15 protein-coding genes are annotated in these 24,142 nt (G+C 67.3%); 13 read left to right on the top strand and 2 right to left on the bottom strand.

The window, feature by feature from the left end:
* Nucleotides 1-130 precede the first annotated feature (130 nt).
* Complete coding sequence (gene aceE / locus ACSX1D_RS01725; protein WP_439860712.1) at nucleotides 131-2,776, top strand: pyruvate dehydrogenase (acetyl-transferring), homodimeric type; 2,646 nt, start codon at nucleotides 131-133, stop codon at nucleotides 2,774-2,776.
* A gap of 11 nt (nucleotides 2,777-2,787) precedes the next feature.
* Complete coding sequence (gene aceF / locus ACSX1D_RS01720; protein WP_439860711.1) at nucleotides 2,788-4,440, top strand: dihydrolipoyllysine-residue acetyltransferase; 1,653 nt, start codon at nucleotides 2,788-2,790, stop codon at nucleotides 4,438-4,440.
* 84 nt (nucleotides 4,441-4,524) lie between these two features.
* Here aceF and ACSX1D_RS01715 read toward each other — a convergent pair whose 3' ends face one another.
* Nucleotides 4,525-5,055, bottom strand: a complete 531-nt coding sequence (locus ACSX1D_RS01715; protein WP_439860710.1) for a hypothetical protein — start codon at nucleotides 5,053-5,055, stop codon at nucleotides 4,525-4,527.
* Nucleotides 5,056-5,132: 77 nt separating this feature from the next.
* Here ACSX1D_RS01715 and ACSX1D_RS01710 point away from each other — a divergent pair, with 77 nt between their 5' ends.
* Nucleotides 5,133-7,823 (top strand): putative bifunctional diguanylate cyclase/phosphodiesterase, encoded by a 2,691-nt coding sequence (locus ACSX1D_RS01710; protein WP_439860709.1) that lies wholly within the window; start codon nucleotides 5,133-5,135, stop codon nucleotides 7,821-7,823.
* A gap of 68 nt (nucleotides 7,824-7,891) precedes the next feature.
* Complete coding sequence (gene msrA, locus ACSX1D_RS01705) at nucleotides 7,892-8,539, top strand: peptide-methionine (S)-S-oxide reductase MsrA (protein ID WP_439860708.1); 648 nt, start codon at nucleotides 7,892-7,894, stop codon at nucleotides 8,537-8,539.
* 18 nt (nucleotides 8,540-8,557) lie between these two features.
* Here the strand turns inward: msrA and ACSX1D_RS01700 are convergent, their stop codons facing one another.
* A complete protein-coding gene (locus ACSX1D_RS01700; protein ID WP_439860707.1) occupies nucleotides 8,558-9,406 on the bottom strand; it encodes a 23S rRNA (adenine(2030)-N(6))-methyltransferase RlmJ in 849 nt (282 codons plus the stop codon).
* A 114-nt stretch (nucleotides 9,407-9,520) separates the two neighbouring features.
* Between ACSX1D_RS01700 and ACSX1D_RS01695 the strand changes: the two genes are divergently transcribed.
* From ACSX1D_RS01695 to ACSX1D_RS01655, 9 genes are all read left to right on the top strand, one after another.
* Nucleotides 9,521-10,564, top strand: a complete 1,044-nt coding sequence (locus tag ACSX1D_RS01695; protein ID WP_439860706.1) for an NAD(P)H-dependent flavin oxidoreductase — start codon at nucleotides 9,521-9,523, stop codon at nucleotides 10,562-10,564.
* 82 nt (nucleotides 10,565-10,646) lie between these two features.
* Nucleotides 10,647-12,464, top strand: a complete 1,818-nt coding sequence (locus tag ACSX1D_RS01690) for an acyl-CoA dehydrogenase (RefSeq protein WP_439860705.1) — start codon at nucleotides 10,647-10,649, stop codon at nucleotides 12,462-12,464.
* Between the two features lie 134 nt (nucleotides 12,465-12,598).
* Complete coding sequence (locus ACSX1D_RS01685) at nucleotides 12,599-14,344, top strand: potassium/proton antiporter (protein ID WP_439860704.1); 1,746 nt, start codon at nucleotides 12,599-12,601, stop codon at nucleotides 14,342-14,344.
* Nucleotides 14,345-14,380: 36 nt separating this feature from the next.
* Nucleotides 14,381-17,731 (top strand): mechanosensitive channel MscK, encoded by a 3,351-nt coding sequence (gene mscK / locus ACSX1D_RS01680; protein ID WP_439860703.1) that lies wholly within the window; start codon nucleotides 14,381-14,383, stop codon nucleotides 17,729-17,731.
* A 56-nt stretch (nucleotides 17,732-17,787) separates the two neighbouring features.
* A complete protein-coding gene (gene selO, locus ACSX1D_RS01675) occupies nucleotides 17,788-19,248 on the top strand; it encodes a protein adenylyltransferase SelO (RefSeq protein ID WP_439860702.1) in 1,461 nt (486 codons plus the stop codon).
* A 228-nt stretch (nucleotides 19,249-19,476) separates the two neighbouring features.
* On the top strand, nucleotides 19,477-21,267 hold the full coding sequence (locus ACSX1D_RS01670) for an SLC13 family permease (protein WP_439860701.1): 1,791 nt from the start codon (nucleotides 19,477-19,479) through the stop codon (nucleotides 21,265-21,267).
* Nucleotides 21,268-21,359: 92 nt separating this feature from the next.
* Nucleotides 21,360-22,634 carry a bifunctional O-acetylhomoserine aminocarboxypropyltransferase/cysteine synthase gene (locus ACSX1D_RS01665; protein ID WP_439860700.1) on the top strand — a complete coding sequence of 425 codons (1,275 nt, stop codon included), beginning with the start codon at nucleotides 21,360-21,362 and terminating at the stop codon, nucleotides 22,632-22,634.
* A gap of 55 nt (nucleotides 22,635-22,689) precedes the next feature.
* Complete coding sequence (gene trxC, locus ACSX1D_RS01660; protein ID WP_439860699.1) at nucleotides 22,690-23,124, top strand: thioredoxin TrxC; 435 nt, start codon at nucleotides 22,690-22,692, stop codon at nucleotides 23,122-23,124.
* A gap of 182 nt (nucleotides 23,125-23,306) precedes the next feature.
* Complete coding sequence (locus ACSX1D_RS01655) at nucleotides 23,307-24,104, top strand: universal stress protein (RefSeq protein ID WP_439860698.1); 798 nt, start codon at nucleotides 23,307-23,309, stop codon at nucleotides 24,102-24,104.
* The last annotated feature ends 38 nt before the right edge of the window (nucleotides 24,105-24,142 follow it).

Below are 24,142 nucleotides of genomic sequence, written 5' to 3'. Positions count from 1 at the left end.
TCGATATGTAGTAAAACTACACGGAGCCGGTCCTACCCCCGGTAAACAAGAATTTACGTGACCCGCTCACGAAGCCGGCCACGAACCCCTGGCCTCCGATTCTGGAAGCCTTTCCGCCCTGGAGCAAGCCATGCAAGACCTCGATCCCGTCGAAACCCAGGAATGGCTGGACGCGCTGGAGTCCGTCCTCGACCATGAGGGTGAAGACCGCGCGCATTACCTGATGACCCGCATGGGCGAGCTGGCTACCCGCAGTGGTTCCCAGTTGCCGTATGCCATCACCACGCCCTATCGCAACACCATTCCGGTCACCCACGAAGCCCGCATGCCCGGCGACCTGTTCATGGAACGCCGCATCCGCTCGCTGGTGCGCTGGAACGCGCTGGCCATGGTGATGCGCACCAACCTGCAGGACCCGGACCTGGGCGGTCACATCTCCAGCTTCGCCTCCTCTGCGACCCTGTACGACATCGGCTTCAACTACTTCTTCCAGGCCCCGACCGAAGAACACGGCGGCGACCTGGTGTTCTATCAGGGCCATGCCTCGCCCGGCATCTATGCCCGCGCCTTCATGGAAGGCCGGATCAGCGAAGACCAGCTGAACAACTTCCGCCAGGAAGTGGACGGTCAGGGCCTGTCGTCCTACCCGCACCCCTGGCTGATGCCGGACTTCTGGCAGTTCCCCACCGTATCCATGGGCCTGGGCCCGATCCAGGCGATCTACCAGGCACGCTTCATGAAGTACCTGGAGCACCGCGGCTTCATCCCGGCGGGCAAGCAGAAGGTCTGGTGCTTCCTCGGCGACGGCGAGTGCGACGAGCCGGAATCCCTCGGCGCCATCTCCCTGGCCGGCCGCGAGAAGCTGGACAACCTGATCTTCGTCATCAACTGCAACCTGCAGCGCCTCGACGGCCCGGTACGCGGCAACGGCAAGATCATCCAGGAACTGGAAGGCGTGTTCCGCGGCGCCCAGTGGAACGTCAACAAGGTGGTCTGGGGCCGTTTCTGGGACCCGCTGCTGGCCAAAGACGTCGACGGCATCCTGCAACGGCGCATGGACGAGGTGGTCGACGGCGACTACCAGAACTACAAGGCCAAAGACGGCGCCTTCGTCCGCGAGCACTTCTTCAACAGCCCGGAACTCAAGGAGATGGTCAAGGATCTCTCCGACGACGAAATCTGGAAGCTCAACCGTGGCGGCCACGACCCCTACAAGGTCTATGCGGCCTACCACCAGGCGGTCCACCACCAGGGTCAGCCGACCGTCGTCCTGGCCAAGACCATCAAGGGTTATGGCACCGGCGCCGGCGAGGCGAAGAACATCGCCCACAACACCAAGAAGGTCGACGTCGACAGCCTGAAGAAATTCCGCGACCGCTTCGATATCCCGGTCCAGGACGACGAGCTGGAGAACCTGCCGTTCTTCAAGCCGGCGCCCGACAGCGCCGAAGGCAAGTACCTGCGCAAGAAGCGTGAAGCCCTGGGTGGCTTCGTGCCGCAGCGCCGCGTCAACAGCTTCGCCGTGCCGACCCCGCCGCTGGAGACCCTCAAGGCCATCCTCGACGGCTCCGGCGACCGTGAAATCTCCACCACCATGGCCTTCGTGCGCATCCTCGCGCAACTGGTCAAGGACAAGGACCTCGGCCAGCGCATCGTGCCGATCATCCCCGACGAGGCGCGCACCTTCGGCATGGAAGGCATGTTCCGCCAGCTCGGCATCTACTCCTCGGTCGGCCAGCTGTATGAGCCGGTGGACAAGGATCAGGTGATGTTCTACCGCGAGGACAAGAAGGGTCAGATCCTCGAGGAAGGCATCAACGAAGCCGGCGCCATGAGTTCGTTCATCGCCGCGGGTACCAGCTACAGCTGCCACAACCAGCCGATGCTGCCGTTCTACATTTTCTACTCGATGTTCGGCTTCCAGCGCATCGGCGACCTGGCCTGGGCTGCCGGCGACAGCCGCACCCGCGGCTTCCTGATCGGCGGTACCGCCGGGCGCACCACGCTGAACGGCGAAGGCCTGCAGCACGAGGACGGCCACAGCCACCTGATGGCGGCGACCATTCCCAACTGCCGCACCTATGATCCGACCTACGGCTACGAGCTGGCGGTGATCATTCGCGAAGGCACGCGGCGGATGATGGAAGAGCAGGAAAACGTCTTCTACTACATCACCGTGATGAACGAGGCCTACCAGCAGCCGGCCATGCCTGAAGGTGTCGAGGAAGGCATCATCAAGGGCATGTACCTGCTCGAAGAGGACAAGAAGGAAGCCGCCCACCACGTGCAGCTGCTGGGCAGCGGCACCATCCTGCGCGAAGTGCGCGCCGCGGCGAAGATCCTGCGCGACGAGTACAACGTCGCGTCCGATGTGTGGAGCGTCACCAGCTTCAACGAACTGCGCCGCGAAGGCCTGGCCGTGGAGCGTCACAACCGCCTGCATCCGGAGCAGAAGCCGCAGCAGACCTACGTCGAACAGTGCCTGAAAGGCCGTCAGGGCCCGGTCATCGCCAGCACCGACTACATGAAGCTGTTCGCCGACCAGATCCGCCAGTGGGTGCCGAGCAAGGAATACAAGGTGCTGGGCACCGACGGCTTCGGCCGCAGCGACAGCCGCCAGAAGCTGCGCCACTTCTTCGAAGTGGACCGCAACTGGGTGGTTCTGGCCGCCCTGGAAGCCCTCGCCGACCGCGGCGATATCGAACCCAAGGTGGTGGCCGAGGCCATCGCCAAGTTCGGCATCGACCCGGAAAAACGCAACCCGCTGGACTGCTAAGGAGACGCACTGTGAGCGAACTAATCCGCGTACCCGATATCGGCAGTGGCGAAGGCGAAGTCATCGAGCTGATGGTCAAGGTCGGCGACCGTATCGAAGCCGACCAGAGCCTGCTGACCCTCGAGTCGGACAAGGCCAGCATGGAAATTCCGGCCCCCAAGGCCGGGGTGATCAAGAGCCTGAAGGTCAAGCTGGGCGACCGCCTGAAGGAAGGCGACGAATTGCTCGAGCTGGAAGTCGAGGGTGCGGCCGAGGCCGCGCCGAAGGCCGAACAACCAGCCAAGGCCGAGCCCCAACAGGAGAAGCCTGCCGCAAAGGCCGAGCAGCCCGCTGCAGCGGCGACCAGCGAGTCGGTGCAGGATGTGCATGTGCCGGATATCGGCACAGACGGCAAGGTCAAGGTCATCGAAGTCCTGGTCAAGGCCGGCGACAAGGTCGAAGCCGACCAGTCGCTGATCACCCTGGAGTCGGACAAGGCGAGCATGGAGATTCCCTCGCCGGCCGCCGGCACCGTGGAAAGCGTGGAAGTCCAGCTGGACGCCGAAGTCGGCACCGGCGACCTGATCCTCAAGCTCAAGGTCACCGGCGCAGCCGCCGCCCCTGCAGCCGCCCAGGCTCCGGCGCCGGCCGCCGCCCCGGCGCTGCACAGCACGCCGCCCGGCGCCTCGCCGGAAGTGGCCGCCGAGGTCAGCGCCATCGCCAAGCTGGCGGCGGCCGCAGCCAACGTCAGCCCCGTGCCCAAGCGTGACGGCGCCAAGGTGCATGCCGGCCCGGCCGTACGCCAGCTGGCCCGCGAGTTCGGCGTCGAACTCGGCGCCATCAACGGCAGTGGCCCGAAGGGCCGGATCCTCAAGGAGGACGTGCAGGCTTACGTCAAGGCGATGATGCAGAAGGCCAAGGAGGCGCCGGCCGGCGCCACCGGCGGCGCCGGCATCCCGCCGATTCCGGTCGTGGACTTCAGCAAGTTCGGCGAAGTGGAAGAAGTGGCGATGACCCGCCTGATGCAGGTCGGCGCCGCCAACCTGCACCGCAGCTGGCTCAACGTGCCGCACGTGACCCAGTTCGACTCGGCCGACATCACCGAGCTGGAAGCCTTCCGCGTCGCACAGAAGGCGGTCGCCGAGAAAGCCGGGGTCAAGCTGACCGTGCTGCCGCTGCTGCTCAAGGCCTGCGCCTACCTGCTCAAGGAGCTGCCGGACTTCAACAGTTCGCTGGCGCCGAGCGGCAAGGCGGTGATCCGCAAGAAATACGTGCACATCGGCTTCGCCGTGGACACCCCGGACGGCCTGCTGGTGCCGGTGATCAAGAACGTCGACCAGAAGAGCCTGCTGCAACTGGCCGCCGAGGCCGCCGCACTGGCGGAGAAGGCGCGCACCAAGAAGCTCGCGGCGGACGACATGCAGGGTGCCTGCTTCACCATCTCCAGCCTCGGCCACATTGGCGGCACCGGCTTCACGCCGATCGTCAATGCGCCGGAAGTGGCGATCCTCGGCGTGAGCAAGGCGACCATGCAGCCGGTCTGGGACGGCAAGGCGTTCCAGCCCAAGCTGATGCTGCCGCTGTCGCTGTCCTACGATCACCGAGTGATCAATGGCGCCGCCGCCGCACGCTTCACCAAGCGTCTCGGCGATGTGCTGGCGGACATCCGCACCATGCTGCTGTAAGGCACAGCCTCAACTTTCGAGCATGCCACGCTCGTACCCTCAACCCCGCCTCATCGGCGGGGTTTTTTTTGCCTGGCCGCCGGCCTAGCCTTTCTGCAGGTTGCGGATCAGGAAACTCAGGGCCTTGGCCAGCTCCGCGGCGCCCTGGTGGTCGCGCACGATGCTCAGCAGCACACTGCCGTCCAGCGGGCTGAACAGCACACAGCTGATGCCGCCGGGCGGGCAGTCGTAACGGATAAAGGGGTCCACGCCGAACAGCGCGATGCGCTGGTTGCGCACGGCGATATCGGTGCCCTGGGCGTTGCGGGTCTCTTCGCGCAACAGCAACTCGCCGGGAGCTCCCAGGCGCAGCTGGTAGAGCCGGTCCTGACGCTGCGCCTGACCGACCTGATAGGCGGCGCTGAGGGCGTAGGTCTTGAGCAGATCATTGCTGTGCGCGAGCAGCGCCTGGCGCTCATCCTGGGTCAGGTACAGGCGCTTGAGCTCGCTCAGGTAGCGCTCCTGCTCGGCGCCACCGAGGGTCGCCGCGGACTCGGCGGCGAGCAGCGGGCCGGCCAGCAGGCAGCCGCCGAGCAGCACGGCGGAAATTAGTTTGCTTGTCAGTCGTAATAGCATCATGCACCCTTAGCCGACGCGATAGTGAAGTGGGCCGAGACCCCGACTCGGTCAGCATACTGGAAGCCCGCCTCCCAATGAAAAGCCATCCCGATGCCGCGAGCCTGCTGGCGGCCGAGGTTGTGACGCAGTTGCCAGTGCCTTCGCGGCTCGGCATGCTGCGCTTCGAGCGGCTGAACGAAGCCAGCTGGACGCTGCTTTTCCTCGATCCGGAGTGTGAGCAGCGGCTCGGCCTGCCCGCCAGCGAGCTGTGCTCGCTAATCGACGCCCCCTACGCCAGCCTGATGGAGCCCGTGGCACGCCATCGCCAGCACGAGGCGATCCAGCAGCAGCTGACGCGGGACGCGCGCTACCTGGTGCACTACACCCTGCACACGCCCCGCGGCGCCCTCCGCCTCACCGAACTGGGCGAGCCGTTCAAGCAGCACAATCGCCACCTGTTGCGCGGCTATCTTCTGGTTGCCGAGCCAGCGACCCTGGCCGAGGCGCCGGGGCCGTATCTCGACGGTCTGCCGGAGGCGGCGCATCGCGAGCCACATCTACTGCCGCCGGAGCCGATCGCCGAGGCTCTGGAGCAGGTTCGCGCGCGCACCCAGCAGGCGCTGCTCCGGCACCTGACGCGCCAGCACTACACCTCCGGCGATCCACGCCGCGAGGCCGCCGAGCTGATTACCCGGGCGGCCTGCGAGGCCTACGGGGTGGCGCGGGCCGGCATCTGGAACCTGCAGGGCGCGACCCTCGAGCCGGTGACCCTGTACCGCCGCGACATCGACCTGCATGAGCGGGGCGCCAGCATGGACGCCGGCCACTACCCGGTCTACCTGCATGCCCTGCACAGCGGCCGGGCGATCGACGCCCAGGATGCCCTGACGGATCCGCGCACCCGTGAAATGGCCGAGCACTACCTGCGCCCCATGGGCATCGGCGCCATGCTCGATGCCAGCATCCGCATCGATGGCGAGGTGGTCGGCGTGCTCTGCCTCGAGCATGTCGGCGGGCCGCGAGCCTGGCAGGCCGACGAGGTCGCCTTCGCCGGCGAACTGGCCGAGCACTACGCCCAGGTCATCGGCAGCCACCAACGGCGGCGCACCGCCAGCGCCCTGCACCTGTTCCAGCGCGCGGTGGAGCAAAGCGCCAGCGCCTTCATCCTGCTCGACCGGGATGGCCTGGTGGAATACGTCAACCCGAGCTTCACAGCGATCACCCAGTACAGCGCCGACGAAGTCCAGGGCCGCCGCCTGTCCGAGCTGCCGGCCCTGGAAGCCCTCAACGACCTGCTGTTCGACGCCGGCACCGGGCTGTCCGAGCACAACAGCTGGCAGGGCGAGTTCAAGAGCCGACGCAAGAACTTCGAGCCCTACTGGAGCCAGCTGTCGATCTCCAAGGTGCACGCCGACGACGGCAGCCTGACCCACTACATCGGCATCTACGAAGACATCACCGAAACCAAGCACGCGCAGCAGCGCATCGAGCGCCTGGCCTTCAGCGACAACCTCACCGGCCTGGGCAACCGCTACGCCTTCATCCGCGCCCTGGAGGATCGTTTCGCCAAGGCCGACGGCAGGCCGATCAACCTGCTGCTAGTGGACATCGACAATTTCAAGCGGATCAACGACAGCCTCGGCCACCAGACCGGCGACAAGCTGCTCAGCAGCCTGGCCCGGCGCCTGCGCAACAGCCTCAACCCCAGCGGCGTGCTAGCGCGCTTCGCCAGCAACGAGTTCGCCATCCTGCTGGAGGACCACGACCTCGAAGACGGCCAGCGCATCGCCCAACAGCTGCTGCAGACTCTGGACAAACCGCTGTTCGTCGACAACCAGCTGATCAGTGTCACCGGCTCGGTGGGCCTGGCCTGCGCGCCGCAGCATGGCCAGGACCCGCAGACCCTGATGAAGCACGCCGGCCTGGCCCTGCACAAGGCCAAGGCCAACGGCAAGCACCAGCTCCAGGTATTCACCGAGGCGCTGAACGCCGAGGCCGACTACAAACTGTTCGTCGAGAGCAACCTGCGCCGCGCCCTGACCCAGAACGAACTGGAAGTCTTCTACCAGCCCAAGCTGTGCCTGAAGACCGGCCAGTTGCTCGGCCTGGAGGCCCTGCTGCGCTGGCACCATCCGGAAAAGGGCATGATCCGTCCGGACCAGTTCATCAGCGTGGCCGAGGAAAACGGCCTGATCATTCCCATCGGCAAGTGGGTGCTGCGCCAGGCCTGCCGCATGAGCAAGGAAATGACCGCAGTCGGCCTCGGCAGCCTGCAGGTGGCGATCAACCTGTCGCCCAAGCAGTTCTCCGACCCCGATCTGGTCGGCTCTATCGAAGCGATCCTGCACGAGGAGCAGCTGCCCGCCGCGCTGCTGGAACTGGAGCTGACCGAAAGCCTGCTGCTGGAGGCCACCGACAACACCCGCGAGCAGCTCCGCCACCTGAAGAGCCTGGGCCTGACCCTGGCGATGGACGATTTCGGTACCGGCTATTCGTCGCTGAGCTACCTGAAGAAATTCCCCATCGACGTGATCAAGATCGATCGCAGCTTCATCAACGACATCCCGGACAACCAGGACGACATGGAGATCACCTCGGCGGTGATCGCCATGGCCCACAACCTCAAGCTCAAGGTGGTCGCCGAAGGCATCGAGAGCGCCGCCCAGCTCGGTTTCCTGCGCCGCCAGCAGTGCGACATCGGCCAGGGCTACCTGTTCGACCGGCCGATCCCCGGACGCGAGCTGATCGACAGGCTTAAGCGCTACCCCTGCCGCCCGCCGGGCTGAATGACCTGTAACGCCGCGCCCGCTGCGCGGTCTATCTGCACACACACTCTTCGCCGAGGACACGGCCCATGGTTCTGCGTTCGCAAATACTCGCCCACAAACTCGAGCTGCCCAGCGCCGAGCAGGCCCTGCCCGGCCGCGCCACGCCGCTGCCGGTGCCCCCGGCCCACTACGTCAACGGCAACCCGCTGCAGCCGCCCTTTCCCGCCGGCCTGCAGCAGGCGGTCTTCGGCCTCGGCTGCTTCTGGGGTGCGGAGCGGCGCTTCTGGCAGCAGCCGGGGGTGTGGAGCACTGCGGTCGGCTATGCCGGCGGCCACACGCCGAACCCGACCTACGAGGAAACCTGCTCGGGCCTGACCGGCCACGCGGAAGTGGTGCTGGTGGTCTTCGACCCGCAACTGACCAGCTTTGATGCCCTGCTCAAGGTGTTCTGGGAGGCGCACAACCCGACCCAGGGAATGCGTCAGGGCAACGACGTCGGCAGCCAGTACCGCTCGGCGATCTACTGCCACGGCCCCGAGCAGCTGGCCGCGGCCCTGGCCAGCCAGGCCGCCTTCCAGGCCGAACTGGACAAGGCCGGGCTCGGCGCCATCACCACCGAGATCGCCGAGGCGCCGCCCTTCTACTACGCCGAGGCCTATCACCAGCAGTACCTGGCGAAGAACCCCGGCGGCTACTGCGGCCTCGGCGGCACCGGGGTGTGCCTGCCGGCCTGATGTGACGGCGCTCGCGGCTCAGCCCGGCGCCTTCTCCTCGATCAGCCAGTCCAGGCGCCAGCCGCCCTGGCCCTGGGCCAGGCGCTCGGCCAGCCAGGGCAGCAGCTGCTTGAGTTCCTCCTCCAGGCCCCAGGGCGGGTTGCTGATCACCAGGCCGGAACCGTTCAGGCGCTGGGCGTCGTCGGTCGACTGCACGTAGAGTTCGACCCGCAGCAGCTTGGGCGCCGCGCTCTTCTCCAGGTCACGGTAGAAGCGCCTGAGCTGCTCCAGAGCCTTGATCGGATACCAGATCGCCACCACCGTCTGGCGCATGCGGCCGATGGCCTCGTTCAGCGACTGCACGCAGCGCTCCAGCTCATCGGCCTTCTCGAAGGGCGGGTCGATCAGCAGCAGCGCGCGCTTTTCCCGGGTCGGCAGCAGGGCGCGCGGCACGTGCCAGCCCTCGCCCAGGTGCACCGCCACGCGGCGGTCGCCGGCCATGTTCTCCTTGAGCAGGCGGCCGTCTTCGGGGTGCTTCTCGTTGAGCTGCAGGCGGTCCTGTTCGCGGCTGAGCAGGCGCACCAGCTCCGGCGAGCCGGGATAGTGGCGCAGTGCGCCGTCGGGATTCATGGCTCGGACCACCTCGAGGTAGTCGAGCAGCGGGTCGGGCAGGTCATCGGCCTGCCACAGCCGGGCGATGCCCTGCTGCCACTCGCCGGTACGGCTGGCCTGGTCGCCGGCCAGATCGTAGAGGCCGACGCCGGCGTGGCTGTCGAGATAGGCGAAGGGCGCCTCCTTGCGCGACAGCAAGGCGACCAGGCGACAGAGGATCAGGTGTTTCAGCACGTCGGCGTGATTGCCGGCGTGAAAGGCGTGACGGTAGTTCATCGGGGCTCCCTCGGGACTGGGCCGCAGTGTAACCGCCAGCGGCCACCGGCGACGAACCGACACACAATTGTGGCAAGCTTGCCCGGTCACACAGCCCTGGCCAAGGAGGCCTCCATGAACCTGCAAGAACTGCTCGGCAGCGAACTCCCGATCATCCAGGCCCCCATGGCCGGCGCCCAGGACCAGCGCCTGGCCATCGCCGTATGCCAGGCCGGTGGCCTCGGCTCGCTGCCGGCGGCCATGCTCGACGCCGCCGCTTTGCGCAAACAGGTGCTGGCCCTGCGCGCCGCCACCGACCGGCCGTGCAACCTCAACTTCTTCTGCCACCCCCAGCCGCAGCCGGATGCAGTGCGCGAGACGGCCTGGCGCCAACGGCTCGCCCCTCTCTACGCCGAGTTCGACCTCGACCCCGCCACCATCCCGGCCGGCCCCGGACGCCAGCCGTTCGACGCGACCATGGCCGAACTGGTGGAGGAGCTGCGCCCGGCGGTGGTCAGCTTCCACTTCGGCCTGCCGGAGGCCAGCCTGCTGGGCCGGGTACGGGCCAGCGGCGCGAAGATCCTCGGCTGCGCCACCACGATGCAGGAAGCCGTGTGGCTGGAGGCCCGGGGCGTCGATGCGATCATCGCCCAGGGCCTGGAGGCCGGCGGCCATCGCGGCCTGTTCCTCGACATGGACCTGTCCAGCCAGCTCGGCACCTTCGCCCTGCTGCCCCAGGTGGTGGAGGCCGTGCGCCTGCCGGTGATCGCCGCCGGCGGTATCGGCGATGCCCGCGGCGTGGCCGCAGCCCTGGCGCTCGGCGCGGCCGGGGTGCAGGTCGGCAGCGCCTACCTGCTGTGCCCCGAGGCCAGCACCAGCGCGGTGCACCGCGCCGCCCTGCAGAGCCCGGCGGCGCGCCACACGGCGCTGACCAACCTGTTCAGCGGGCGCCCGGCACGCGGCATCGTCAACCGCCTGATGCGCGAGCAGGGACCGCTCAGCCCCATGGCACCGGCCTTCCCCCTGGCCACCGCGGCCATCGCCCCGCTGCGCGCGGCGGCCGAGGCCCAGGGCAGCAGCGACTTCTCGCCGCTGTGGGCGGGGCAGAACCTCTCCGGCTGCCGACCCATTGGCGCCGCCGAACTGACCCGCGAACTGGCCGCGGGCCTGGCCATGTGAGGCTGTATCACGCCCATCGATAGTGCTGGGCAGCCGCTTGGCGGCTGCCTAGACTCGGCCCCATCCATTGGAGGCCCGATCCATGTCCGAGACCCTGCTTAGCGCCCGTAACCTGGCCTTCGAGCTCTACGAAGTGCTCGATGCCCAAGCCCTGACCCAGCGCGAGCGTTTCGCCGAACACAGCCGCGAAACCTTCGATGCGGCCACCGACACCGCGCGCAGCATCGCCGAGCGCCTGTTCGCTCCGCACAACCGCAAGGGCGATGAACAGGAGCCGCAATACGTCGACGGCGCGGCGCAGCTGATCCCGGAAATCCAGCCGGCGCTGCAAGCCTTTATCGACGCCGGCTTCCTCAACGCCACCCGCGACTTCGACGTCGGTGGCATGCAGTTGCCCAACCTGCTGTCCCAGGCCTGCTTCGCCCACTTCCAGGCGGCCAATATCGCCACCAGCGCCTATTCGATGCTGACCATGGGCGCGGCCAATCTGATCGAGAGCTTCGGCAGCGCGGAGCAGAAAGCGCGTTTCCTCACGCCGATGATCGAGGGCCGCTTCTACGGCACCATGGCCCTGACCGAACCCCATGCCGGCTCGTCGCTGTCGGACATCCGCACCAGGGCCGAACCCGCGGCAGACGGCAGCTACCGCATCCGCGGCAACAAGATCTTCATTTCCGGCGGCGACCAGCCGATGTCCGAGAACATCGTGCACATGGTCCTGGCCCGGCTGCCGGACGCACCGCCCGGGGTGAAGGGCATCAGCCTGTTTATCGTGCCGAAGTTCCTGGTCGGCGATGACGGCAGCCTGGGCCCGCGCAACGACGTGCTGCTGGCCGGGCTGTTCCACAAGATGGGCTGGCGCGGCACCACCTCCACCGCGCTGAACTTCGGCGACCACGGCGAGTGCGTCGGCTACCTGCTGGGCCAGCCGCACCACGGCCTGTCCTACATGTTCCAGATGATGAACGAGGCCCGCATCGGCGTCGGCATGGGCGCCACCATGCTCGGCTACGCCGGCTACCTCTATTCCCTGGACTATGCCCGCCAGCGGCCCCAGGGCCGCCAGCCCGACGGCAAGGACCCGAGCAGCCCGCAGGTAGCGATCATCGAGCACGCCGACGTCCGGCGCATGCTGCTGACCCAAAAGGCCTATGTCGAGGGCGCCTTCGACCTCGGCCTGTATGCCGCGCGGCTGTTCGACGACACCCAGACCCTGGCCGCTGCCGACGAACGCCAGCGTGCCCTGGAACTGCTCGACCTGCTCACCCCGATCGTCAAGTCCTGGCCCTCGGAGTTCTGCCTCAAGGCCAACGAGCTGGCGATCCAGATCCTCGGCGGCCACGGCTACACCCGCGAGTATCCGGTGGAACAGTACTACCGCGACAACCGCCTCAATCCGATCCACGAGGGCACCCACGGCATCCAGTCCCTCGACCTGCTCGGGCGCAAGGTGGCGATGAACGACGGCGCGGCGCTCAAACAGTTGTTCAGGCAGATCCAGGACGGCTGCCAGCGCGCCGCCGAGTACGCCTCCCTGAACGCCCTGCGCCAGCCGCTGGAGCAGTTGCTGGCGGGCCTGTCCAGGGTGACCCTGGCCCTGCTCGGCGACCTGCTGGCCGGCCGGGTCAACCAGGGCCTGGCCAATTCGGCCCTGTACCTCAAGGTGTTCGGCCACACGGTGATCGGCTGGCGCTGGCTGGAACAGGCGATTCGCGCCGAACAGGGCCTGACACTGCTCCAGCAAGGCGGGGGCAATGCCGCCGATGCCGACTTCTATCGCGGCAAGCTGCAGGCCGCACGCTACTTCCTGACCTGGGAAGTGCCGGCCTGCCAGCACGAACTGGCGCTACTCGAGGCCCGCGACGACTGCGCACTGGCCATGCAGGACGCCTGGTTCTAGCCCGCAGGCCAGCCAGCTACCGACACCCCGCCGGATGCGGGGTGTTTTTTTGACAGCGCGGCGAAGGTGCGGGTTAGAATCACTGGCACGCGCCATGCATAAGGCGCCCTCTCCTTATAACCCGGAGCAGCCCCGTGGACGCCAGCGCCATCAACAACCTGTTCCTGATCGGTGCATTGCTGGTGGCCATGAGCATCCTGGTCAGCGCCTTCGGCTCGCGTTTCGGCATTCCCATCCTGGTGATCTTCCTCGCCGTCGGCATGCTCGCCGGGGTCGACGGGCCCGGCGGCATCAACTTCGCCGACTATTCCCTGGCCTATCTGGTGGGCAACCTGGCGCTGGCGGTGATCCTCCTCGACGGCGGCATGCGCACCCGGGTCAAGAGCTTCCGCGTGGCACTGTGGCCGTCCCTGTCACTGGCCACCGCCGGGGTGCTGATCACCGCCGGACTGACCGGCGTCGCCGCCGCCTGGCTGTTCGGCCTGAGCCTGATGGAAGGCCTGCTGATCGGCGCCATCGTCGGTTCCACCGATGCCGCGGCGGTGTTCGGCCTGCTCGGCGGCCGCGGGCTCAACGAACGGGTTAGCGCCACCCTGGAGATCGAGTCCGGCAGCAACGACCCGATGGCGGTGTTCCTCACCGTGACCCTGATCGCCATGCTGGTGCGCGGCCAGACCGGCTTCGGCTGGGACCTGCCCGTGCAACTGCTGCTGCAGTTCGGCCTCGGCGGCGTGCTGGGCCTGGGCGGCGGCTGGCTGCTGCTCAACCTGGTCAACCGCATGAGCCTGGCCAACGGCCTCTACCCCTTGCTGGTGGTCAGCGGCGGACTGCTCATCTTCGCCATCACCAACGCCGCGGGCGGCAGCGGCTTCCTCGCCATCTACCTGTGCGGCCTGCTGCTGGGCAACCGGCCGATCCGCTCGCGCCACGGCATCCTGCACATGCTCGACGGCCTGGCCTGGCTCAGCCAGATCGGCATGTTCCTGGTCCTCGGCCTGCTGGTCACCCCCCGCGAACTGCTGCCCATCGCCGTGCCGGCCCTGGGCCTGGCGCTGTGGATGATCCTGATCGCCCGGCCGCTGTCGATCTTCCTCGGCCTGCTGCCGTTCCGCGGCTTCCATGACCGCGAGAAGCTGTTCATCGCTTGGGTCGGCCTGCGCGGCGCGGTGCCGATCATCCTCGCGGTGTTCCCGCTGATGGCCGGCCTGGAGAACGCCCAGCTATTCTTCAACCTGGCCTTCTTCATCGTCCTGGTCTCGCTGCTGCTGCAGGGCACCAGCCTGCCCTGGGTCGCCAAGTGGCTACGGGTCACCGTGCCGCCGGAGCCGGCGCCGGTGTCGCGCGCCGGCCTGGAAGTGCATCCGACCAGCCAGTGGGAGCTGTTCATCTATCGTCTCGGCGCCGAGAAATGGTGCATCGGCGCAGCCCTGCGCGAACTGAAGATGCCCGCCGGCACGCGCATCGCCGCCCTGTTCCGCGGCCAGGAACTGCTCCACCCGTCCGGCAGCACCACCCTGGAGGCCGGCGACCTGCTCTGCGTGATCGGCCACGAGCACGACCTGCCGGCCCTCGGCAAACTGTTCAGCCAGGCGCCGACGCGGGGCCAGGACCTGCGCTTCTTCGGCGACTTCGTGCTGGAAGGCGACGCCGAGCTCAGCGCGGTGGCGGCGCTCTACGGCCTGAAGCTGGACGGCCTCAACGGCGCGCAACCCCTGGGCCGCTTCATCGCCCACGAGATCGGCGGTGAACCGGTGATCGGCGACCAGGTCGAATGGCAGGGCCTGACCTGGACAGTCGCCGCCATGGAAGGGAACAAGATCCGCAAGGTCGGCGTCAGATTCCCGGAAGGCACGCGCCCGGGGCCGGGCCTGTTCCTCTAAACTCAGCACTTTTATTCGAGCCGCACGATCGCGACCATGCCCTTTTTCCGTACCCTGTTTGCCGCCGCACTGCTCGGGCTCTGCCTGGGCGCCCCCCTGGTCCAGGCCGCCGACTCGTCGAAGATCGCCGAGGTCAAGCGCAACCTGGACAACCTCGCCGAACGCAAGCTGCCGGAAGCCGAGCAACTGGTGCTCAAGCAGACGTTCGAGAAGACCCTGAGCCTGCTGACCGAGCAGGCTGAAAGCGAAAAGCGCCTGCAAGAGCTGAAGAAGCAGCTCGAGCAGGCGCCGCGCCTGATCGCCGAGGCACAACGCGAGCTGTCCCAGCTCAAGGCCAGCCAACCACAGCCAGTGGCGCAGCGCCATGCCGGCGCCTCGGTGCCGCAGCTGGAGCAGCTGCTGGCCGAGCGCAGCAGCCAACTTGGCGAATGGCAGAAGCAGCTGAGCGACGCCAACAGCCTGATCATCACCGCCCAGACCCGACCCGAGCGGGCCCAGGCCGAGATCAGCAGCAACCAGACCCGCGCCCAGGACATCAACAACGCACTGAAGAGCGGCAAGGAAAGCGGCAAGCCGCTGACCACCGAGCGCCGCGACCTGCTCAGCGTCGAGCTGGGCCAGCTCAACGCCAAGACTCAGCTGCGCCGCCAGGAACTGGCCGGCAACAGCCTGCTGCAGGACCTCGGCAACGCCCAGCGCGACCTGCTCGAGGAGCGCATCAAGCGCGCCGAGCAGGAGCTGCTCGACCTGCAGACCCTGGTCAACGAGAAGCGCCGCGCACAATCGGAGAAGACCGTCGCCGAGCAGTCCCGCGAAGCCGAGAAGGCCGGTTCCGACAAGCTGCTGGCGAGCCAGAGCGCGCGCAACCTGAAACTCTCCGACTACCTGCTGAGCGCCACCGACCGGCTCAACGAGCTGACTCAGCTGAACCTGCAGACCAAGCAGAAGCTCGACAGCCTCAACCAGAGCGACCAGGCCTTGGAAGAGCAGATCAGCGTGCTGCAAGGCAGCCTGCTGCTGGCGAAGATCCTCTACCAGCAGAAACAGGCGCTGCCCGCCCTCGAGCTGGACAACAACCTGGCCAATGAGATCGCCGACCTGCGCCTCTACCAGTTCGAGCTGAACCAGCAGCGCGAGCGCCTCAGCAACCCGACCGCCTATGTCGAGCAGCAGCTCGCCAAGCAGCCGCCAGATGAAGTCACCCCCGAGCTGCGCAACGCCCTGCTCGAGCTGATCACCACCCGCCGCGAGTTGCTCGACCGCCTCAACCGCGAACTCAACGCGCTGCTCAACGAGTCGATCACCCTGCAGCTCAACCAGAAGCAGCTGCAGAGCACCGCCCAGGCCCTGCGCGCCACCCTCGACGAGCAGATGTTCTGGATCCCCAGCAACAAGCCGCTCAACCTCGAGTGGTTCAGCAGCGCCCCGGGCCTGCTCAAGCGGCAGATCGCCGAGCTGCCCTGGGGCGCCAACCTGCGCGCCCTCGGCGCCGGCCTGATCGAGCGCCCGGTGCTGTTCCTGCCGCTGCTGCTGATGATCGGCCTGCTACTGTGGAAGCGCGGCTTCCTCTACCGCAAGCTCGGCGACCTGCACCAGGACATCGGCCACTTCAAGCACGACAGCCAGCTGCACACGCCGATGGCGATCCTCCTCAACGTCCTCCTGGCCCTGCCCGGCACCCTGTTCCTGGCCCTCTGCGGCCTGGCCCTGCAACTCGACGCCCGCGGCCAGAACGCCAACCTGGGCTCGGCGCTGTTCGGCATGGCCCTGGCCTGGCTGGTGTTCTACACGGTCTACCGCATCGTCACCCCGGGCGGCGTGGCGGAACTGCACTTCCACTGGCCACGCCGCCACGTGAGCTTCCTGCACCGGCAGCTGCGCTACCTCGGCCTGGTGGTGATGGCCCTGGTGGCGGTGGTCGCCGTGGCCGAGCACCAGCCGGCGAGCCTGGCCGAAGACGTCATCGGCATCACCGTGGTGCTGGCCTGCTTCGGCCTGATGGCCTGGCTGCTGAACAAGCTGCTGCTCAGCGGCCCGGCCCGCGAACATGCCTCGAACTTCCGCACCCTGGTCGGCCTGCTGTTCAGCCTGCTGCCCCTGGCGCTGATCGTCGCGGTCGGCTTCGGCTACTACTACACCGCGCTGAAGCTCAGCGATCGGCTGATCAGCACCCTGTACCTGCTGCTCATCTGGACCATAGTCGAGGCCGCCTTCGTCCGCGGCCTGGCGGTGGCCGCCCGGCGCCTGGCCTATCAGCGCGCCATGGCCAAGCGCATGGCGCCGCCAAAGGAAGGTGCCGATGGCAGCGAGGCAGTGGTGGTCGAGGAACCGACCCTGGACATCGAGCAGGTCAACCAGCAGTCGCTGCGGCTGATCCGCCTGAGCCTGCTCGGCCTGTTCATCGCCGGCCTCTACTGGGTCTGGGCCGACCTGCTGTCGGTGTTCGCCTACCTGGACAACATCACCCTCTACGAATACACCAGCGGCAGCGGCGACAACGCCAGCATGGTGCCCATCAGCCTCGGCGACCTGCTCGGTGCCCTGGTCATAGTGGCCATCACCGTGGCCCTGGCGCGCAACCTGCCGGGCCTGCTCGAGGTGCTGGTGCTGTCGCGCATGCGTCTGGCCCAGGGCAGCGCCTACGCCACCACCACCCTGCTGTCATACGTGATAGTGGGGATCGGCTTCGTGGTCACCCTGTCGACCCTGGGGGTCAGCTGGGACAAGCTGCAGTGGCTGGTGGCGGCACTGTCGGTGGGCCTGGGCTTCGGCCTGCAAGAGATCTTCGCCAACTTCATCTCCGGCCTGATCATCCTGTTCGAACGCCCGGTGCGCATCGGCGACGTAGTGACCATCGGCAATCTGTCCGGCACGGTCAGCCGCATCCGCATCCGCGCCACCACCATCACCGATTTCGACCGCAAAGAAATCATCGTGCCGAACAAGACCTTCGTCACCGACCAGCTGATCAACTGGTCGCTGAACGACACCGTGACACGGGTGATCATCAAGATCGGCGTGGCCTACGAGACCGACCTGCCGCTGGCGCGCAAGCTGATGATGCAGGCCGTGCTGGAGAACCCGCGAGTGCTGCGCGACCCCGAGCCGCAGCTGTTCTTCCTGACCATCAGCGCCAGCACCTTCGACTATGAGCTGCGCTTCCACGTGCGCGAGCTGGGCGACCGCAACGCCTCCACCGACGAGATCCTCACCCGCATCGCCCTGAGCTTCCGCGAGCACAAGGTGGAAATGGCCTTCAACCAGGTCGAGGTGACACTGAAGAACCAGTACGGCCAGGAGCTCGACCTCGGCAGCGGCCAGGCCAGCCTGGTGCAGCAGCCCCAGGGCCAGCCACAGCCGGCGGCGCCGGCAGTCGACCCGCAATAATCGGCGGTGTATGGTCAGGAATTAAGCCCCTGGCCCCACCGCGCTGGAGAGTTGTTTTGAAGTCGCTCACCGAACTGACCTTCGATAATCGCTTCGCCCGCCTCGGCGACGCGTTTTCCACCGAGGTGCTGCCCGAGCCCATCGCCGAGCCGCGCCTGGTGGTGGCCAGCACGGCGGCCATGGCCCTGCTCGACCTCGACCCGGCGGAGGCCGAGCGCGAGGAGTTCGCCCAGCTGTTCGCCGGGCACAAGCTGTGGAACGACGCCGAGCCACGGGCCATGGTCTATTCCGGGCACCAATTCGGCGCGTACAACCCACGCCTGGGCGATGGCCGTGGCCTGCTGCTCGGCGAGGTGGTCAACGACGCCGGCGAGCACTGGGACCTGCACCTCAAGGGCGCCGGGCAGACGCCCTATTCGCGCATGGGCGACGGCCGCGCGGTACTGCGCAGCTCGATCCGCGAATTTCTCGCCAGCGAACACCTGCACGCCCTCGGCATTCCCACCTCGCGGGCGCTGTGCGTCACCGCCTCCAACACCCCGGTATGGCGCGAAAGGCAGGAAAGCGCCGCCATGCTGCTGCGCCTGGCGCGCAGCCACGTGCGCTTCGGCCATTTCGAGTATTTCTACTACAGCCGCCAGCCGGAGCAGCTGAAACAGCTTGGCGAGCACGTACTGAACTGCCATTTCCCCGCCTGCCTGGACGAGGACGAGCCCTACCTGGCCATGTTCCGCGAGGTGGTCGAGCGCAACGCCACGCTGATCGCCTACTGGCAGGCCTACGGTTTCTGCCACGGGGTGATGAACAGCGACAACATGTCGATCCTCGGCATCACCTTCGACTACGGCCCCTACGCCTTCCTCGACGACTTCGACGCCAAGCACATCTGCAACCACTCCGACGACAGCGGCCGCTACAGCTTCAGCAACCAGGTACCGATCGCCCAGTGGAACCTCGCCGCCCTCGGCCAGGCCCTGACGTCGTTCGTCGAAATCGACGCCCTGCGCGAGGCCCTGGCCTTGTTCATGCCGTTGTACCAGGCCCACTACCTCGACCTGATGCGCCGCCGCCTCGGCCTGTGCAGCGCCGAGGAAGGCGACGAGGCCCTGGTGCAGCGCCTGCTGCAGCTGATGCAGGGCAGCGCCGTGGACTACACCAACTTCTTCCGCGAACTGGGCGACAGCGCGCCGGCACAGGCCCTGGCGCGCCTGCGCGAGCACTTCGTCGACCTGGCCGGCTTCGACGCCTGGGCCGCCGACTATCAGGCGCGCGCGGCACGGGACGGCGACGACCAGCAACAGCGTCGCGCGCGCATGCACGCGGTCAACCCCAAGTACATCCTGCGCAACTACCTGGCCCAGCAGGCCATCGAGGCCGCCGAGCAGGGCGACTACGGGCCGGTGCGGGAACTGCACGCGGTGCTCGGCCGGCCCTTCGACGAACAGCCCGGCATGGAACGCTACGCCGAGCGCCCGCCGGAGTGGGGCAAGCACCTGGAAATCAGCTGCTCGTCCTAACCGCAGCCCATGCCCCGCCCTGCATGCCCCAACGCCCGGCCTGCGGGGGCCGGGGCCCAGCCGCAGAGCACCGCGCAGGTGCCGGCGGAGCCTGATCGATAAAGACGAAAAGGCATATAAACCTTCTCAAACATTCTTAGACTATCTAAACAAAGGTCACTATCTTGGCGACCTTGCGGGGCGCCCTCGGCCCCGTCCCCCTCGAGACCCGCACGCTAAGGACGCCTCATGTTCTGGGATTCCCTGCCATTGCTCTTCGTCGGCGCGCTGCTGATCTGGTTGCTGGTGGCCTTCGTCCGCGAGAAGTGGAGCCCGGACGTGGTCGCGGCGATCGCCGTCGCCGCGCTGCTGGTGACCCAGCTGCTGGAGCCCAAGGAAGTGCTCAGCGTGCTGTCCAACTCGGCGCCGGTGACCATCGCCTGCATGTTCGTGCTGTCCGCGGCGCTGGAGCGCACCGGCTGCATCGACGCCCTGGGCAACTGGCTGGGCAACCTGGTCGGCACCAGCCCGATCCGCGTGCTCACCGGCCTGACCCTCACCGCCCTGGTGATCTCCGCCTGCCTGAACAACACCCCGGTGGTGGCGATCCTCACCCCGGTGGCCATCTCCCTGGCCCGCCGCGCCGGCACCCTGCCGTCCAAGCTGCTGATTCCGCTGTCCTACGCCACCATCCTCGGCGGCACCCTGACGATGATCGGCACCTCGACCAACATCCTGGTCGACGGCGTGGCGCGCAAGGCCGGCCTGGCGCCCTTCGGCATCTTCGAGATCACCGGCGCCGGGCTGATCCTGGCGGCGGTCGGCATGCTCTACCTGCTGACCATCGGCCGCCACCTGCTGCCGGAGCGCGAGACCCTGTCCAAGCAGCTGCGCCCGGACCTGGAGCGCACCTTCATGACCGAGCTGCTGGTGCCGCACGACTCGCCGGTGGTGGGCAAGACCCTGGCCGAAGCCAACCTCAACGGCGGCAGTGGCCTGCAGGTGCTCAAGCTGTTTCGCGAGGAGCAGGAGCTCACCGAGCCGGACCACGGCACCCTGCTGGCCGGCGGCGACCGCCTGCTGCTGCACGGCCAGGTGAAGAACGTGGTCGAGCTGCGCGAGAGCGGCCACCTGTCGTTCAACCGCGGCGATGCCTTCGAAACCATCAGCAGCCACGACGTGATCCTCGCCGAGGCCATAGTCGGGCGTAACTCGCGCTACAGCCACCGGCCGATGCGCGATCTCGACCTCACCGCGCGCTACGGCATCGCCGTGCTCGCCGTGCACCGCCAGGACGAGAACATCCAGGGCAACCTCGACGACTTCGAGCTGCAGTTCGGCGACGTCATGCTGGTCGAGGGCACCCCGGCGCAGATCAAGCGCTTCGCCGACAACGGCGAGCTGATCAGCCTCAACGCCGTGCAGGAGCGCGCCTTCCGCCGCGACAAGGCGCCGATCGCGATCATCGCCACCCTGGCGGTGATGGTCTTGGCCGCCTTCGGCCTGATGCCCATCGAGGGCCTGGCGATCATAGGCGCGGTGACCGTGCTGGCTACCCGCTGCCTGGATGTCGAGGACGCCTACAAGGCGGTGGACTGGAAGATCCTCAGCCTGATCTTCGGCATGCTGGCCATCAGCATCGCCATGGACAAGGTCGGCCTGGTCAAGCTGCTGGTGGAGAACGTCATGGGCTGGCTGCCCTGGGCCGGGCCCCTGCTGATGCTGTCGTTCATCTACCTGTTCACCTCGATCCTCACCGAGATGCTGTCGAACAACGCGGTGGCCGTGCTGGTCACCCCGATCGCCATCGGCCTGGCCCAGCACCTGGGCGTCGACCCGCGGGCCTTCGTGGTGGCGGTGATGTTCGCCGCCAGCGCCAGCTTCGCCACGCCGATCGGCTACCAGACCAACACCTTCGTCTACAACGCCGGCGGCTATCGTTTCACCGACTTCATGAAGGTCGGCATTCCCCTCAACCTGCTGCTGTGGGCCGTGGCGTCCGTGGTGATTCCGCTGTTCTGGCCGCTGACCCCGGTCTGACGGGCGATACCCGGGCCCGTGCGCAGAGGTTGACCGGGCCCGGACACTGTCTCCATGCTGCGCTCCTTGCCATCCACCTGAAGGAGCGCCCGATGAAACTGGAAACCCTGGCCATTCACGCCGGCTACAGCCCCGATCCGACCACCAAGGCGGTGGCGGTACCGATCTACCAGACCAGCTCCTACGCCTTCGACGACACCCAGCACGGCGCCGACCTGTTCGACCTGAAGGTCGCCGGTAACATCTACACCCGCATCATGAACCCGACCAACGACGTGCTGGAGCAGCGCATCGCGGCCCTGGAGGGCGGCGTCGGCGCCCTGGCCGTGGCCTCGGGCATGGCGGCCATCACCTACGCCATCCAGACCGTCGCCGAGGCCGGCGACAACATCGTCTCGGTGGCCAAGCTGTACGGCGGCACCTACAACCTGCTGGCCCACACCCTGCCGCGCTTCGGCATCCAGACCCGCTTCGCCGCCCACGACGACATCGCCGCCCTGGAGGCACTGATCGACGACAGGACCAAGGCGGTGTTCTGCGAATCCATCGGCAACCCGGCGGGCAATGTCGTCGACCTGCAGGCCCTGGCCGATGCCGCCCACCGTCACGGCGTGCCGCTGATCGTCGACAATACCGTAGCCACGCCGATCCTCTGCCGCCCCTTCGACCATGGCGCGGATATCGTCGTGCATTCGCTGACCAAGTACATCGGCGGCCACGGCACCAGCATCGGCGGCATCGTCGTCGATTCCGGCAAGTTTCCCTGGGCCGACAACAAGGACCGCTTCCCGCTGCTCAACACCCCGGACCCGTCCTACCACGGCGTCACCTACACCGAGGCCTTCGGCCCGGCCGCGTTCATCGGCCGCTGCCGCGTGGTGCCACTGCGCAATACCGGCGCGGCACTGTCGCCGTTCAACGCCTTCCTCATCCTGCAGGGCCTGGAGACCCTGGCCCTGCGCATGGAGCGGCACTGCGACAACGCCCTTAGGGTGGCCGCACACCTCAAGGCCCATCCACAGGTGGCCTGGGTGCAGTATGCCGGCCTGGCCGATCATCCTGAGCATGCATTGGCCCAGCGCTACATGCAGGGCAAGCCGGCCTCGATCCTGTCCTTCGGAATCAAGGGCGGCTTTGATGCCGGGGCGCGCTTCATCGACGCGCTGCAGCTGGTGGTGCGCCTGGTGAACATCGGCGACGCCAAGTCGCTGGCCTGCCACCCCGCCTCCACTACCCACCGCCAGCTCAACGACGAGGAGCTGGCCAAGGCCGGTGTGCCGCGGGACATGGTGCGCCTGTCGATCGGCATCGAGCATATCGACGACATCCTCACCGACCTCGATCAGGCCCTGGCGGCCGCCGGTTGACTTGATATTCGTCGCGGCGGCTCCAGATTAGGTCTATCCCGATCCGGAGCCGCACATGACCGACAGCCTGCAGATCCCTTGCCCCGCCTGCAATGGCCTCAACCGCATTCCCGCCCAGCGCCTGGGCGACCACCCTGTCTGCGGGCGCTGCAAGAGCGCCGTGCTGCCGGGCACGCCGCTGGAGCTGACCCAGGCCAACTTCGCCAGCCAGCTAAAGGGTGACCTGCCACTGCTGGTCGATGTCTGGGCCGACTGGTGCGGCCCCTGCCAGGCCTTCGCCCCGACCTTCGCCCAAGCCGCCAGCCAGCTCCGGGGCAAGGCACGCCTGGGCAAGCTGGACAGCGAGGCCAACCGACAACTGGCCGGCCAGCTCGGCATCCGCTCGATTCCCAGCCTGATCCTGTTCAAGGGCGGCCAGGAAGTGGCCCGGCAGAGCGGCGCCCTGCCCCTCGCCCAGCTGCTCGCCTGGCTCAAGGGCCAGGGTATCTGAGCAACAGGCCGGCACGGACCGCGCACCCTCTGCGCCAGCCTGATGGCGACCGCGAGCCGCTCCGGCCAAGCGCGCGGTCAATTGCGGCCGCCCTGACGCCTGACCTTGCGATAGATCAATTCACCGGCTAAGCCTGAATGGATAATAAATAGCAGCCCCCTTCGGCCGGAGATTGCTCTGCCATGTTCAGCCACATCCTCGTCGCCCACGACCTGCGCGACACTGCCGACCTGGCGCTGTGCCGGGCCAGCCAACTGGCCCGCCAGCACGATGCCCGCCTGACGCTGCTGCACGTCCTCGATCCCAGCCACGGCAGCCAGCAACAGGAACAGGCCCGAGAGGCGCTGGATCGCAGCCTGACCCGCTACGCGCCGCTTGGCAGCGAGCTGCTCCTGTGCAGCGGCAAGCCCGCCGAGGTGGTGCTGCAGCAGCTGCAGGTGCTCGGCTGCGACCTGCTGGTTCTCGGCGCCCACCACCAGCGCCACGACTTCTTCTCAGGCACCAGCCTGGACCGCATCGCCCGCAGTTGCCCGGTCCCGCTGCTGCTGGTGGCGCGCAACGACTTCCAGCTGTACCAGCGCGCCATCGCCGCCATCGACTTTTCCCTCTGCGCCTGCAGCGCCCTGGGCCAGGCCTATCGCCTGCTGCCGGCCAGCGCCGAACTGCATGCCGTGCACGTGTTCGAGCCGGACAAGGGCACCACCCAGCAGGTCGAGGCGCAGTTGCAGATTCAGCAGGCACTGATCGACCAGCTGATGCAGGACGAAGCGCTGAACCTGCCCAGCCAGGGCCCGCGCCTCAGCCATGAGGTGCTCCAGGGCAGCATCCTGCGCAGCCTGCAGGAGCAACTGAAGGCGCGCCGCAGCGAACTACTGGTGCTTGGCAGCCATGGCCGCAGCGCCCTGTCCCAGGCGCTGCTCGGCAGCCTGGCGCAGCATTTCCTGCACCGCGCCCCCTGCGACATCTTCGTCGTCCGCTAGGGCGCCATCCAGTTAACGCGCAAAGAAAAAAGGCGCCT

Origin of the sequence: Pseudomonas sp. MBLB4136 (genome assembly GCF_051904765.1) — a bacterium.
In the GTDB taxonomy this organism is placed as follows: domain Bacteria; phylum Pseudomonadota; class Gammaproteobacteria; order Pseudomonadales; family Pseudomonadaceae; genus Aquipseudomonas.
Note: the sequence above shows the minus strand (reverse complement) of the source record. Positions and strands in the feature narration are given on the sequence as shown.

Coding starts and splice junctions, on each gene's coding strand:
- trxC (WP_439860699.1), top strand. CDS start 22,690: ATGACCGACAGCCTGCAGATCCCTTGCCCCGCCTGCAATGGCCTCAAC.
- ACSX1D_RS01655 (WP_439860698.1), top strand. CDS start 23,307: ATGTTCAGCCACATCCTCGTCGCCCACGACCTGCGCGACACTGCCGAC.
- ACSX1D_RS01670 (WP_439860701.1), top strand. CDS start 19,477: ATGTTCTGGGATTCCCTGCCATTGCTCTTCGTCGGCGCGCTGCTGATC.
- ACSX1D_RS01710 (WP_439860709.1), top strand. CDS start 5,133: ATGAAAAGCCATCCCGATGCCGCGAGCCTGCTGGCGGCCGAGGTTGTG.
- mscK (WP_439860703.1), top strand. CDS start 14,381: ATGCCCTTTTTCCGTACCCTGTTTGCCGCCGCACTGCTCGGGCTCTGC.
- ACSX1D_RS01715 (WP_439860710.1), bottom strand. CDS start 5,055: ATGCTATTACGACTGACAAGCAAACTAATTTCCGCCGTGCTGCTCGGC.
- ACSX1D_RS01695 (WP_439860706.1), top strand. CDS start 9,521: ATGAACCTGCAAGAACTGCTCGGCAGCGAACTCCCGATCATCCAGGCC.
- msrA (WP_439860708.1), top strand. CDS start 7,892: ATGGTTCTGCGTTCGCAAATACTCGCCCACAAACTCGAGCTGCCCAGC.
- ACSX1D_RS01690 (WP_439860705.1), top strand. CDS start 10,647: ATGTCCGAGACCCTGCTTAGCGCCCGTAACCTGGCCTTCGAGCTCTAC.
- aceE (WP_439860712.1), top strand. CDS start 131: ATGCAAGACCTCGATCCCGTCGAAACCCAGGAATGGCTGGACGCGCTG.
- ACSX1D_RS01665 (WP_439860700.1), top strand. CDS start 21,360: ATGAAACTGGAAACCCTGGCCATTCACGCCGGCTACAGCCCCGATCCG.
- ACSX1D_RS01700 (WP_439860707.1), bottom strand. CDS start 9,406: ATGAACTACCGTCACGCCTTTCACGCCGGCAATCACGCCGACGTGCTG.